This is a genomic window from Mobilicoccus caccae, from assembly GCF_030161635.1.
Taxonomy (GTDB): domain Bacteria; phylum Actinomycetota; class Actinomycetes; order Actinomycetales; family Dermatophilaceae; genus Mobilicoccus; species Mobilicoccus caccae.
Window position 1 is genome coordinate 2,619,176 of record NZ_BSUO01000001.1, and the last position, 13,051, is coordinate 2,632,226.

Consider the following 13,051-nt stretch of genomic DNA (forward strand, 5'->3'; position numbering starts at 1 on the left):
GGTGGACACCCGGTGAGCGGGGGCTCCTCAGACGATCTCGATCGGGCGGTAGGTCGGCTGCCACATGAGGTCGAAGACCTCCTGCACCGGGTCCTCGACCTCGACGCGCGCGAGGCCGTCCTCCTCGGCCGCGGCGCACACGGCTATCGCCACGGCACCGGAGACCATCCGCAGGTGGCTCATCGAGGGCAGGAGGCTCGCGCCGCGCCCACCCTGCGCGGCTCCGATCTTGGCGACCGCCTCGGCCGCCGCCGCGATCATCCGGTCGGTGATGCGGGTGGGACGACACACCGTGACCGCGAGCCCGATGCCCGGGAAGACCAGGGCGTTGTTGGCCTGGGCGATCTCGTAGCGGATCTCCTCGTGGGTCACCGGCTCGAACGGGGAGCCGGTGGCGATGAGCGCCCGACCGTCGGTCCACGCGAGGAGGTCGGCGGGCACGGCCTCGGCCTTGGACGTCGGGTTGGACAGGGGGAAGATGATCGGCGACGGCGTGTGGGCGGCCATCTCACGCACGACGGACTCCGAGAACGCACCCGCCTGCGCGGAGGTGCCCACGAGCATCGTCGGGCGCACGTTGCGGACGACGTCCTCGAGGTCGATGCGCGTGGGGTCGGTGACCGCCCAGTCCCGCAGTTCGGCGTCGGTGCGGGCGAACTGCTGCTGGAAGTCGCGCACGCGGTCGCCGAGGCGCTCGGAGATCAGGCCGCGGCTGCCGAGGCACCAGAACCGGGCGTCCGCCTCCTCGCGCGTCAACCCCTGGCGCATCATCTCGTCGCGCATGAGCTCGGCGACCCCGACGCCCGCCGTGCCCGCACCGTGGATGACGACGCGCTGGTCCCGCATCGGCACGTGGGCGGAGCGGGCCGCGGACAGGGCCGCTGCGAGCACCACGGCCGCGGTGCCCTGGATGTCGTCGTTGAAGGTGCAGGCACGGTCGCGGTAGGTGTCGAGGATGCGGTGGGCGTTGCTCGCGCCGAAGTCCTCCCAGTGGAGCATCGCGTGCGGGAACATCCGTGTCGCGACCTCGACGAATCGCTGGATGAAGTCGTCGTACCGCTCGCCGCGGACGCGTGCGTGGCGGGCCCCGAGGTAGAACTCGTCGTTGAGCAGGCCGAGGTTGTCGGTGCCGACGTCGAGCACCACGGGGATGGCCCGCCGCGGGTGGATGCCGGCGGCCGCGGTGTAGACCGACAGCTTGCCCACCGCGATCATCACTCCGCCCACGCCCTGGTCGCCGATGCCGAGGATGCCCTCGGAGTCGGTGACGACGAGGAGGTCGACCTCGTCGGCGGCCAGGCCGTAGTTCTCGAACGACTCCTCGATGTTTTCGGGGTGGTCGATGGAGAGGAACACTCCCCGGGGCCGGCTGTACCAGTGGCTGAACTTCTCGATGGCCTCGCCGATGGTCGGCGTGTAGACGATCGGCAGCATCTCTTCGAGGTGGTCGGCCAGGAGGCGGTAGAACAGCGTCTCGTTGCGGTCGCGCATGGACTGCAGGTAGACGTTCTTGCTCAGCGCGTCGGGCTGGGCGCAGTACTGCTCGTACACGCGCCGCAGCTGACCCTCCATCTGCACCTCACCGGCCGGCAGGAGACCGACCAGACCGAGCGCCTTGCGTTCGTCACGGGTGAACGCGGTGCCGCGGTTGACGAAGGGGCGCGTCAGCAGCTCCTGACCTCGCATCCACATCTTCTGCCTGCTGGGACGCTTCCCCGAGGGGTTGACGTACTCGGCGGGGGTGGGTTGTGCGTCGTCCTCGGGGGTCTGCTCATCGGCCATGGGCCCCACGATAGGGCGGCGGGCGGCTCGCATTCCGCGCTTCGACGGGTCAATCCGATCGGCCGGTGTCCTGCGACCTTTCGGCATCGGCGAACCGCGGTGTCTCCCGGGCGACGAAGGCCCGCACGCCCTCGCGGAATCCCGCGCTGCCGTAGACCTCTTCGAGCATCTGGGCGTCGTCGGGCCCGCCGGTCGGATCGATCTCGGTGAGGGCGCCGAGCTGGCGCTTGGTCGTCCGCAGCGTCAACGGCGCGGCGGCCAGGAGTCCCTGCACGACCTCCTCGAGTTCGGCGGCCAGCGCGCCTGCGTCCTCGCACACCGTCAGCAGGGCTCCCACGCCGTAGGCCCGCTCGGCGGGCAGCAGTCGGGAGGTCAGGAGCATCTGCCGGGTCACCGACTCGCCGAAGACGTGCACGCACCGCTCGAGCAGAGGGCGGGAGAGGGCGTTGCCCAGGGTGCGGGCGATGGGGTATCCGAAGCGTGAGCGCGCGGTGGCGATGCGCAGGTCGCAGTGGGTGGCGAGGGCCAGTCCCCCGCCCACGCACGCGCCGTCGATCGCCGCGATGCTCACCTGCGGCAGGGCCGCCAGCGCCGTCATGAGGTCGCGGACCCGCGCCTCGTACTCCACGGCTTCCGCGCCCGAGGTCATGGCGACGAACTCCGCGATGTCGTTGCCGGCGGCGAAGGTGCCTCCCGCGCCGCGGAACACGACGACCCGGGACTCGGGGTCGTCGGCGAGGTCGGTGGCCAGGTCGCGGAGCCCGAGGTACATCTCGGTGGTGAACGCGTTGCGCCGGTGGGGGCGGTCGAAGGTGACGGTGACGACGGGGCCGGCCCGGTCGATCACCAGGTCGGTGGTGCTCACCGCGTGCCTCCACTGACGAGGGTGTCGAGCTGTTCGGCCAGTGCGGTCGGCGCCTGTGTCATCGCCGGGCCGTACCACGTGAGGTGCCGGCCGTCGACGAGCGCGCTGGGGACCTCGCCGAACGCCTCGGGCCCGTCGTCGGCGGTGAAGCGGTACGGCTCGTCGGGGAGGACGACGAGGTCGACGCCCCGACGCTGGATGTCGTCGAGATCGATGCGGGGGTAACGCTCCTCGGCGTCGGCCAGGACGTTGTCGACCCCGAGCCGACGCAGCACGTCACCGGCATAGGTGTCGGCACCCAACGCCATCCACGGCCGCCGCCAGATGGGGACGACGGCCCGCCGCCGCGCTGTCGGCGCGGGAAGCCGCTCCCATGCGGCGCGCGCGTCCTGCAGCCACCCCCGCTCGGGAGCGGACAGCGCGTCCAGCAGCCTGTCGAGGGAGGCCAGGGCTCCGTCGACGGTGCGGATGTCGGTGACCCACACGGGGATTCCCGCCTCGCGCAGTGCGGCGACGTGCTCGGGCTTGTTCTCCTCCTCGTTCATCACCACGAGATCGGGAGCCGTCGCGACGATGCCGTCCACGTCGGGGTTCTTCGTCCCGCCGAACCGCGGCACGTCGAGATCGGCCGGATGCGTGCACCATTCGGTCGCGCCGACGAGAACACCCGGCGCGCTGGTCGCGATCGCCTCGGTGAGGGAAGGGACGAGGCTGACCACGCGAGTGGGATCGGGCAGGGTCAGTGAGGCCCCGAGATCGTCGTGGAGGGTACGCATGGGGCCAGTCTGCCTGCGTCGATCCTCCCTCGTGCGAAGCGGGCAGGATGGGTCCATGCAGACACAGCTCATCGACGTCCGGACCGGATCGCAGGAGGTCGTCCACGACCTCACCCGTGAGTGCGAACGCTTCGTCGCCGGCGCAGGAGATGGACTCCTGCACGTGTTCGTGCCGCATGCGACGGTGGGGATCGCCATCATCGAGACGGGCGCCGGCAGCGACGATGACCTGCTGGCCGCCCTGGGCGACCTGCTGCCGGCGGACGACCGGTGGATCCACGCGCACGGCACACCGGGGCACGGCCGTTCGCACGTGATGCCTGCGCTGATCCCCCCGTACGCGACCCTGCCGGTCGTCGACGGACGGCTCGAACTCGGCACGTGGCAGAGCGTGTGCCTGGTCGACCTCAACGTCGACAACCCGGACCGGAAGGTGCGGCTGTCGTTCCTGGCCGGTTGAGGCCGGCCGTACCGCGACGCTCGAGAGGGTGTGCGCCCTGGCGTCGACGACCCGGAGCGCCAGAGTGCACGGCCGACCTGGTGCGGAGACGGCGAAGGCCCCGGCTGATCCGGGGCCTTCGCTCGTGGTGGCAGGTGAAGGATTCGAACCTTCGAAGCTTTCGCGACGGATTTACAGTCCGCTCCCATTGGCCGCTCGGGCAACCTGCCGTGGTGCGCGTCCGAGGATAGCAACATCGACCCTGGCGGCGTCCAATCCGCCCGTCTGTCCGCTGATGCTCCTGATATCGGTCGGTCCGATCACGATCCTCCGGCTGTGCTCCCCCGATCGGAGGAGCACAGCCTCATGTCGGGGAGCAGGCCAGGGTCGGGGGCGGACCGGAAGCACGCGGGCCACGTCGCGCAGGCAGAATGGGCAGCCACATCCCGTCCGCCGACATCAGGAGGAAGAGCATGGCCGACAGCTCGTTCGACATCGTCAGCAAGGTCGACCACCAGGAGGTCGCCAACGCGGTCAACCAGGCCGCCAAGGAGATCTCGCAGCGGTACGACTTCAAGGGCGTCGACGCCGAGGTGGAGCTCTCCGGTGAGTCCATCGTCATGAAGGCCAACAGCGAGGAGCGGTGCCTCGCAGTGCTCGACGTGCTGCAGACCAAGCTGGTCAAGCGCGGCGTCTCCCTCAAGTCACTCGACACCGGCGAGGGCACCCCCAAGGCGTCGGGCAAGATCTACCGCCTCGACGCCGCCCTCAAGGACGGCATCAGCCAGGAGAACGCCAAGAAGGTCTCCAAGATGATCCGCGACGAGTTCGGCAAGACCGTCAAGCCCGTCATCCAGGGCGACGAACTGCGCGTCAGCAGCAAGAACAAGGACGACCTACAGGCCGTCCAGCAGATGCTCAAGGGCGCCGACCTCGACGTCGCCCTGCAGTTCGTCAACTACCGCTGAGCTGTCCCGACGAACCCGCGAACACGGGCCCGCCCCTCCTCGAGGTCGGGGCGGGCCCGTTCGCTTCGTGGAGACGACCCGTCAGATGAGGTTCGGCATCTGCCCGGCATCGGGGTTGATCGACTCCCAGGCGGCACCCACGCGGAGCACCGTCGCCTCGTCGAACGGGCGGCCCAGGACCTGCAGTCCGATCGGCAGGCCCTGCCCGTCGAACCCACATGGCACCGACAGCGCCGGGAGGCCCGTGAGGTTGCCCGGCGCGCTGAGCCGCACGTAGGAGTCGATGATCGCCTCGGCCTCACCGTGGGTGAACTCCTTCTGGCCCACCTTGGCCGCCACGTTGGGCAGGGTCGGGGCGAGCACGGCGTCGAGCGGCCGCTCGAAGAGGTCCCGCCAACCGTTCTGGATCAGGGTGCGCACGCGCAGCGCCTTGATGTAGTCGGTCGCCAGCAGCATCTCCCCCGCCTCCAGCAGCAGACGCACGTCGGGTTCGAAGTCCTCGGCCTGCTCCCGGATACGGGTCTGGTGGTAGGCGCTCGCCTCCGACAGGAAGATCATGTACTCCGTCGGCATGTAGGCCTCGGGGACAGGGACATCGACCTCCACGACTTCCGCCCCCGCCTCGGCCAGGCGGTCCGCGGCTGCCCGCACCGCCGCCTCGACGGCGGGGTCGACGTTGTCGAAGAAGTAGGTGCGCGGCAGCCCCAGGCGCATGCCGGCAACTCCCTCGCCCAGTGTGGCCGCGTAGTCGGCCGCCGGGACATCTCGGCTCCCCGGGTCGCTGCGGTCGTAACCCGCCAGCGCCTGGAGCATGGCAGCCGCATCGGCAACGGTCCGGGCCATGGGGCCGACGTGATCGAGGGCCCAGCTCAGGGATGCGATCCCCCGCCGTGACACGCGACCGTAGGTCGGCTTCAGGCCCACGACACCGTTGACGGAGGCCGGAATCCGGATCGAACCGCCGGTGTCGGTCCCGATCGCCAGGTGGCACATGCCGGCTGCGAGCGCCGCGCCCGAACCACCGCTGGACCCACCGGGGATGTGGTCGAGGTTCCACGGGTTGCGGGTCGTGGGCGTGATGACCCCGAAGGCGAACTCGTGAGTGTGCGTCTTGCCCACCATCACCGCGCCGGCCTCGGCCAGCCGTTCGACCACAGCGGCATCGCAGGTCGGGACGTTGTCGGCCATGGTCCGCGAGCTGGAGGTCGTGCGGATTCCCGCCGTGTCGACCAGGTCCTTGACGCCGACCGTGACGCCGTGCAGAGGGCCTCGGTCGTGCCCCTGGGCGATCTCATCGGCCGCTCGCTGCGCGGCCTCTCGCGCAAAGTCCTCGGTCACGGTGACGAACGCACCCACGCGGTCATCGACGGCCTCGATGCGCGCGAGGACCGAGTCGAGAAGTTCGACCGGGGACAACTCCCTGGCCCGGATCGCCGCGCCCGCCTGAAGAGCGGTCATCTCGTAGGGGTGCATGTCACTCCCACCTCGCATCGAAGGCGCTCGCCGGCGGGAGCTCGCCCAGCGGGATCCGGTCGAGGGAGTCCATCAGGCCGTTGGCCAGATCGACCATGGCGGCCACCTGTTCGGTGCGTTCCGGCGCCAACTCGAGCCTGGCGTTCGCGGTCAGAGCGGCAAAGGGTTCTGCGGTCAGCGGCGGGCGTGGGGAGAACGTCATGACAACCTCCTGGGGTCCGAATCCGTCCACCGTGGCATCGGTTCGGGAGTTCGGCCAGAGGTGGACGCCCCTCGGACGACCGAACCGGCCCGAAGACGCGGCGGACGGTTGGTCGCTCCCCGAATCCGCCCGGAGGGGGCCCGACCCCGCTCGGCGTCCAGGCTTGTGAGAAGACTCCCCACGCGAGTTCTCGCCCCGGAGACCCCGCCTCTAAAGTGTCCGGGTGTTCACCGCGCTGACCGACGTCATCCTCCCCGTCATCGTCGTCGCCGGCGTCGGGGTCGTGTTGGGGCGCAAGCTCCCCTGGAGATCGACACCCTCAGCAAGGTGGGCCTGTACGGCTTCACCCCTGCGCTGGCGTTCGACAGCATGATGAAGACGCAGATCAGCGCACAGGTCGGCACGCGGATCGTCATCGCCTATCTCGTGATGACGGTGCTGGCGGCCGCGATCTCCTGGCTCGTCACGCTGCGCTGGCCGGTGTCGACCCGCCGGTCGGTGACGGCCTGCACGATCATCGGGAACAACGGCAACTTCGGGCTCCCCATCGCCCTCCTGGCGCTCGGCGACGCGGGCCTGGAGATGGCCGTCGTCATCTTCGTGCTGTCGCTGGTGGTCATGTTCACCGTCGGCCCTCTGCTGTTCGGCTCCTCCGGCGGGATCGTCGGCGGGCTCACGACCGTCCTGCGCCTGCCGGTGACGTGGGCGTTGGTCGCGGCCGGGCTGTTGCGGGCCTTCGACCTCAGGCTGCCGGGCGGGCTCGAGAGCGGGATCGCGCTCCTGGGTCAGGCCGCGATCCCCCTGGTGCTCATCCAACTCGGCGTCCAGATGGGCACGAGCGGGAAGATCCACCGCACTCCCCCGGTGATCGCCGCGGTCGCGCTGCGCGCCGTCGTCGTCCCGGCGTTGGCCGTCGGCGCGGGCCTTCTCGTCGGACTCGACGGCCTCGGCCTGGCCAGCCTCATCCTCGCCGCCGCGATGCCGATCGCCGTCAACAACCTCATGCTCGCGCGCGAGTACGGCGCCGACTCCGACACCGTCGCCAGCTCCGTCGTCGCCTCGACGTTCCTGTCGATCCCGATCCTCGTGGTCCTCATCTCCCTGCTCCCGTCGATCACCGGCTGACGCCCGCACGCACGGGGTCCTCGGCTGCCGAGTGCTACGTGATGCCGTTCGCCGCGTGAGGTGTCGCGCCCGGCGAATGCCACACGCCCGCCCCTGCTCTCAGGCCCGTCCGGCTGCTAGACACCTGACATGACGACGACTGCGCACGAGAGCTACAAGGCGGCGAGGGACTTCCTCCTGGAGCACCGCGAGGACTACGAGGCCGCCTGTGCGGGGTTCGAATGGCCCCGGATCACGGGCCGGTTCAACTGGGCCATCGACTGGTTCGACGTCATCGCCCGCGGCAACGACAAGCCGGCGCTGTGGATCGTCGAGGAGGACGGCCGCGAGGACACGTACTCCTTCGACGACATGGCGGCCCGGTCGGACAAGCTCGCGCAGTGGTTCACCGAGAAGGGCATCGGCAAGGGCGACCCCGTGCTCGTCATGCTCGACAACCAGGTCGAGCTGTGGGACTCCATGCTCGCGATCATGAAGATCGGCGCCGTCATCGCCCCGACGACCACGGCCCTCGGCGCCGCCGACCTCAAGGAGCGCATCGCCCGCGCCGGCGCACGGGGGATCATCGCCAACGCCGACGAGGCCGGAAAGATGTACTGGGCCACGGAGGACTCCGGTGACGGGTCGCCCGCCGTGATGCTGTTCAGCGTCGGTGACGCCGGCGAGAACTGGCACGACATCCGCCAGGCGCAGGAGCGCGACTCCGCGCCGGCGCTGGAGGCGCAGACCGACGCCGAGGACCCGCTGCTGCTGTACTTCACCTCGGGAACCACCAGCAAGCCCAAGCTCGTCATGCACACGCAGGTCAGCTACCCCGTCGGGCACCTGGTGACGATGTACTGGATCGGGCAGCAGCCGGGCGACGTGCACCTGACCATCGCCTCACCGGGCTGGGCCAAGCACGCCTGGAGTTGCTTCTTCGCGCCGTGGATCGCGCAGGCGTGCATCTTCGAGTACAACTACGCGCGCTTCGACGCCGCCGCTCTGCTCGCGCAGATGGACCGCGCGGGCGTGACGACGTTCTGCGCGCCGCCGACGGTGTGGCGGATGCTCATCCAGGCCGACCTCGCCGGCAAGCGGGGCTCGCTGCGGGAGGTCATCGGCGCGGGCGAGCCGCTCAACCCGGAGGTCATCGAGCAGGTCCAGAAGCACTGGGACCTGACGATCCGTGACGGGTTCGGGCAGACCGAGACGACGGTGCAGATCGGCAACACCCCTGGTCAGCCCGTCATCCCCGGCTCCATGGGACGTCCGTTGCCGGGCGTGCCGTCGGTACTGGTCGACCCGGTCACGGGCGAGCCGACCGAGACCGAGGGCGAGCTGTGCCTCGACCTCAGCAAGAAGCCCGTCAACCTCATGGCCGGCTACCAGGGCGATCCTGAGCGCGCGGCGGACTCCATGGCCGGCGGGTACTACCACACGGGTGACATCGCGATGCGTGACGAGCGGGGGGCGATCACGTTCGTCGGCCGCACCGACGACGTGTTCAAGGCCAGCGACTACAAGGTGAGCCCGTTCGAGCTGGAGTCGGTGCTCATCGAACACCCCGCGGTGGCGGAGGCGGCCGTCGTGCCCGCGCCCGACGAGGTGCGTCTGGCCGTGCCGAAGGCCTACGTGGTGCTCGCCTCGGGGTGGGAGGCCGACGAAGACACGGCGTTCCAGATCCTCAAGCACTGCCGCGAGGGCCTGGCGCCGTTCCAACGCATCCGCCGCCTCGAGTTCGGCGAACTGCCCAAGACCATCTCGGGCAAGATCCGCCGCGTCGAACTCCGCCAGCGTGAGGAGCAACTCGCCGGCGGCGACGGCCGCCCCGAAGGCGAATACCGCGACAGCGACTTCGCCGAACTGAAGTCAGCAGGGGCAGACAAGTAAGACGCACGCACGGGGGCTCCGCCCCGTGTTTCCCCCGGTACTGCATCGACGCGGCTTCGCCGCGGCGTTCCTTCTGTTCCGCCCGTTCAGGCTCGCTTCGCTCGCGAACGGACGTGCCTCGCTGGCGCGAGGCGACGGGCCCGCCTGCGCGCGAGCGCGATCGGTCGGCTCGGGCACGGGCACGGGCCGCCGAGCGTCAGCGAGGCCCGTCCGTTCGCCGAGCGGCAGCGAGGCTTGAACGGACGGAACGAAAGGTCGCCGCGGCGAAGCCGCGTCAACGCAGTTCCGGGGGCGCACGGGGCGAAGCCCCCGTGAGTGCGGAGCCCCATGCGTGGTGAACACTGGATCCGTGCGAGCGTTCATCGTCTGGGGTGTCGGGGTCCTCGTGTATGCCTCGGCGGTGTTCCAGCGGACGACGTTCGGGGTGGCGGGGGTCGATGCCGCTGAACGGTTCTCCACGTCTGCGGGGCTGGTGTCGACGTTCGTGGTCGTGCAGCTCGTCGTCTATGCCGGGCTTCAGGTGCCCGTCGGGGTGTTGCTCGACCGGTTCGGCACCCGTGCGCTGGTCTCGGTCGGTGCGGCCGTCATGGTCATGGGTCAGGTGGTGATGGCCTCGGCCGACTCGGTGCCCGAGGGGTTGATCGCGCGGATCCTCGTCGGCTCCGGCGACGCGATGACGTTCGGCAGTGTGATCCGGCTGGTCCCCGCGTGGTTCGAGCCCAGACGGGTGCCGATCATCACCCAGGCCACCGGCCTGCTGGGCCAGAGCGGGCAGATCGCCTCCGCCCTCCCCTTCGCCTTCGCTCTGCACACCGTGGGCTGGTCCGGCACCTTCACCGGCGCGGCGATCGTGGCCGGGGTGATCGGGGTGATCGGGTTCCTCGTCATCCGCAACGGCCCCCGGGTACCTCCCCGGTCGACGCCGGCATCGCCCCCGGCCGGTTCGTCGAACTCGTCAAGGAGACCTGGAGCACCCCCGGCACCCGCCTCGGCATCTGGACGCACTACGTGTCGTGCTTCGCGCCCGTCACGTTCGCGATGATGTGGGGCGTGCCCTTCCTCGTCACCGGCGAGGGACGGACGCCCGCCGAGGCCAGCGGCCTGCTGACCCTCCACGTCATCGCCTCCCTGCCCTGCGCCCCGCTGATCGGCAGCCTGACCCAGCGATTCCCGTACAGGCGGAGCAATCTCGTGTTCGCGGTCGTCACCGTCACGACCCTGCCGTGGTTGCTCGTCCTCCTGTGGCCGGGCCCCGCCCCTTGTGGGCGCTGGCCGTGCTGGCCCTCGGGCTGGCCATCGGCGGCCCCGGGTCGTCCATCGGCTTCGACTTCGCCCGCACGTTCAACCCGGCCTATCGCCTGGGCACCGCCAACGGCCTCGTCATCATGGGCGGATTCGGGGGTGCGTTGCTCGCGATCATGCTGATCGGGATCGTCGTCGACGTCGCCCAAGGGGTGTTCGGGGCCTCGCCGTTCATGGCGTTCCGTCTCGCGATGGCGGTGCAGGTGCCGATGATCGCCCTCGGCGTCTGGGGTGTGCTGTCCACCCGGCGCGCCACGCGGGCCACTCTGCACGACGAGGGAGTCCACCTCGACCCGTTGCACACCGCACTCCGCCGCAAGATCCGCAGCCGTCGTCGGGAGAACCCATGAAGATCACGGTCGAGTCGGTCCTCACCGGGCGCGCGACCCCCCTGCCGGACGGGCGGGGAGACACCGGGATCGCCAAGTCTCCCCGCGTCGGGCCGGTGGAGGTGACGCCGACCGGGCTCCGCGGCGACGAGCAGGGCGACCCCAAGCACCACGGCGGTCCGGAGAAGGCGATCCACCACTACGCCCGGGATCACTACGACACCTGGCGTCGGTGGGTCCCGGACGCCGCCGCGCTCGAGGCACCCGGAGCGTTCGGGGAGAACATCTCGACCACGGGACTCACGGAGGGCGACGTCTGCATCGGTGACGTGCTCGGCCTCGGCACGGCCGTGCTGCAGGTCAGTCAAGGCCGCCAGCCGTGCTGGAAGCTGGACATCCGGCTCGGGCGCCGCGGCACGGCGCGCCACATGCAGGAACTGCGGTGCACCGGTTGGTACTACCGGGTGCTGGACCCCGGCACGATCGAGGCCGGGGACACCTTCGAACTCGTCGACCGACCCGAACCCTCCTGGCCGCTCGACCGGGTCCTGCGCGCGCTGTTCGACCGCACGACGGGACCGGCGGAGTGGGAGGCCGCCGTCGCCGTCCCGACGCTGTCGAGCAACTGGCGCGAGACGTTCGCCAAGCGACTGGCGCGCGGCTCGGTCGAGGACTGGAGCTCGCGGCTGAGGTGAGATCCGGACGCTGGTCCACCTGGCCCTGACAACCCCGGCTCGCAGAATTAGTCTCGGTGGCATGAAGCTCCCCCACGACGACATCGATCCCGACGGCCTGCTCGAGTACTCCGTGGTGTTCACCGACCGCGCGCTCAACCACATGTCGCGCCGGTTCATCGGTGTGATGCAGGAGATGGACGACACCCTCAAGACCACGTACTCCGCCGACACGGTGGCGCTGGTGCCCGGCGGCGGTACGTACGCGATGGAGGCGCTGGCGCGCCAACTCGCCACCGGACGGCGCTGCCTCGTCGTCCGCAACGGATTCTTCTCCTACCGCTGGTCGCAGATCTTCGAGACGGGGCGCATCACCGACGACGTCACCGTCTGCAAGGCGCGTCCGGCGAGCGGTGAGCCGCAGGCGCCGTGGTCACCCGTGCCGATCGAGGAGCTCACGGCGACGATCCGAGAGCAGCGCCCCGAACTCGTGTTCGCGGCGCACGTCGAGACGGCCTCCGGCATGATCCTGCCGGACGACTACCTGCGGGCCGTGGCCGACGCCACCCACGAGGCCGGGGGCATGTTCGTCCTCGACTGCATCGCCTCGGGAGCCATCTGGGTCGACATGCGCGAGCTCGGGATCGACCTGCTGGTCAGCGCGCCGCAGAAGGGCTGGAGCGGAACTCCGTGCGCCGGCTTCGTCATGCTGGGCGAACGCGCCCGTCAGGCCGTCGTCGACGCCACCACGACGAGCTTCGCGCTCGACCTGCGCAAGTGGCTGGACATCACCGAGGGCTACGCCCAGGGCAAGGCCGCATACCACGCGACGATGCCCACCGACGCGCTCGCCGGCGTCGCCGCGGCGATGCGGGAGACCCGCGAGCGCGGGCTGCCCGAGATGCGCGCCGCCCAGACCGAGCTCGGCGGCAAGGTGCGCGCCCTGCTGGACGAGTACCGGTTCCCGTCGGTGGCCGCGCCCGAATTCGCCTCCCCCAGTGTGGTCGTCGCCTATACCGACGATCCCGAGGTCAAGAGCGGCGCGGCGTTCGCCCGGCACGGCATGCAGGCCGCGGCCGGCGTGCCCCTCATGTGCGACGAACCCGAGGGCTTCTCCACGTTCCGCCTCGGGCTCTTCGGCCTCGACAAGCTCGGCGACACCGAGGGCACCGTCTCGCGTCTGGCCGCCGTGCTCGACCGCATCAGAGACGAGTGACTCTTCCGCAGCGGTGACACCGACCGGA

General features: G+C 70.2%; 14 protein-coding genes and 1 tRNA gene. 9 read left to right on the forward strand and 6 right to left on the reverse strand.

Annotated elements, in window-relative coordinates:
* Window positions 1–27: 27 nt before the first annotated feature.
* From QQK49_RS12905 to QQK49_RS12915, 3 genes are read right to left on the reverse strand one after another with little or no spacing between them, the layout of a single operon-like run.
* A complete protein-coding gene (locus tag QQK49_RS12905; RefSeq protein WP_284304268.1) occupies window positions 28–1,782 on the reverse strand; it encodes an NAD-dependent malic enzyme in 1,755 nt (584 codons plus the stop codon).
* Between the two features lie 49 nt (window positions 1,783–1,831).
* Entirely contained in the window at window positions 1,832–2,647 is an 816-nt protein-coding gene (locus QQK49_RS12910; RefSeq protein ID WP_284304269.1) for an enoyl-CoA hydratase-related protein, read from the reverse strand.
* Window positions 2,644–3,423, reverse strand: coding sequence for a helical backbone metal receptor (locus QQK49_RS12915; RefSeq protein ID WP_284304270.1), 780 nt, complete (start codon window positions 3,421–3,423; stop codon window positions 2,644–2,646). The genes QQK49_RS12910 and QQK49_RS12915 overlap by 4 nt, the downstream gene beginning before the upstream one ends.
* 55 nt (window positions 3,424–3,478) lie before the next feature.
* On the opposite strand from QQK49_RS12915, the gene QQK49_RS12920 reads away from it, so the two are divergent.
* Complete coding sequence (locus QQK49_RS12920; RefSeq protein ID WP_284304271.1) at window positions 3,479–3,883, forward strand: YjbQ family protein; 405 nt, start codon at window positions 3,479–3,481, stop codon at window positions 3,881–3,883.
* Window positions 3,884–4,008: 125 nt separating this feature from the next.
* Here QQK49_RS12920 and QQK49_RS12925 read toward each other — a convergent pair.
* Window positions 4,009–4,092, reverse strand: a tRNA-Tyr gene (locus QQK49_RS12925).
* 243 nt (window positions 4,093–4,335) lie between these two features.
* Here QQK49_RS12925 and QQK49_RS12930 point away from each other — a divergent pair.
* Window positions 4,336–4,830, forward strand: coding sequence for a YajQ family cyclic di-GMP-binding protein (locus tag QQK49_RS12930; protein ID WP_284304272.1), 495 nt, complete (start codon window positions 4,336–4,338; stop codon window positions 4,828–4,830).
* Window positions 4,831–4,911: 81 nt separating this feature from the next.
* On the opposite strand, the gene QQK49_RS12935 is transcribed toward QQK49_RS12930, so the two are convergent.
* Together QQK49_RS12935 and QQK49_RS12940 are read right to left on the reverse strand one after the other, a co-directional pair.
* Window positions 4,912–6,288, reverse strand: a complete 1,377-nt coding sequence (locus tag QQK49_RS12935) for an amidase (protein ID WP_284304273.1) — start codon at window positions 6,286–6,288, stop codon at window positions 4,912–4,914.
* A gap of 16 nt (window positions 6,289–6,304) precedes the next feature.
* Window positions 6,305–6,505, reverse strand: coding sequence for a hypothetical protein (locus QQK49_RS12940; RefSeq protein ID WP_284304274.1), 201 nt, complete (start codon window positions 6,503–6,505; stop codon window positions 6,305–6,307).
* A gap of 223 nt (window positions 6,506–6,728) precedes the next feature.
* Between QQK49_RS12940 and QQK49_RS12945 the strand changes: the two genes are divergently transcribed.
* The 7 genes from QQK49_RS12945 (at window position 6,729) to QQK49_RS12975 (ending at window position 13,023) form a co-directional block, all read left to right on the forward strand.
* Window positions 6,729–6,878, forward strand: coding sequence for a hypothetical protein (locus QQK49_RS12945; RefSeq protein WP_284304275.1), 150 nt, complete (start codon window positions 6,729–6,731; stop codon window positions 6,876–6,878).
* Complete coding sequence (locus QQK49_RS12950; RefSeq protein ID WP_284304276.1) at window positions 6,833–7,630, forward strand: AEC family transporter; 798 nt, start codon at window positions 6,833–6,835, stop codon at window positions 7,628–7,630. Before QQK49_RS12945 ends, QQK49_RS12950 begins: the two co-directional genes overlap by 46 nt.
* A 129-nt stretch (window positions 7,631–7,759) precedes the next feature.
* Entirely contained in the window at window positions 7,760–9,502 is a 1,743-nt protein-coding gene (locus tag QQK49_RS12955; protein ID WP_284304277.1) for an AMP-binding protein, read from the forward strand.
* A 349-nt stretch (window positions 9,503–9,851) separates the two neighbouring features.
* Window positions 9,852–10,544 (forward strand): MFS transporter, encoded by a 693-nt coding sequence (locus QQK49_RS12960; protein WP_284304278.1) that lies wholly within the window; start codon window positions 9,852–9,854, stop codon window positions 10,542–10,544.
* A 199-nt stretch (window positions 10,545–10,743) separates the two neighbouring features.
* Entirely contained in the window at window positions 10,744–11,154 is a 411-nt protein-coding gene (locus tag QQK49_RS12965) for a hypothetical protein (protein ID WP_284304279.1), read from the forward strand.
* The gene (locus QQK49_RS12970; RefSeq protein ID WP_284304280.1) at window positions 11,151–11,828 is read left to right on the forward strand and encodes an MOSC domain-containing protein; all 678 of its coding nucleotides are present in this window, start codon (window positions 11,151–11,153) and stop codon (window positions 11,826–11,828) included. Before QQK49_RS12965 ends, QQK49_RS12970 begins: the two co-directional genes overlap by 4 nt.
* A gap of 61 nt (window positions 11,829–11,889) precedes the next feature.
* The gene (locus tag QQK49_RS12975) at window positions 11,890–13,023 is read left to right on the forward strand and encodes an aminotransferase class V-fold PLP-dependent enzyme (RefSeq protein WP_284304281.1); all 1,134 of its coding nucleotides are present in this window, start codon (window positions 11,890–11,892) and stop codon (window positions 13,021–13,023) included.
* Window positions 13,024–13,051 lie beyond the last annotated feature (28 nt).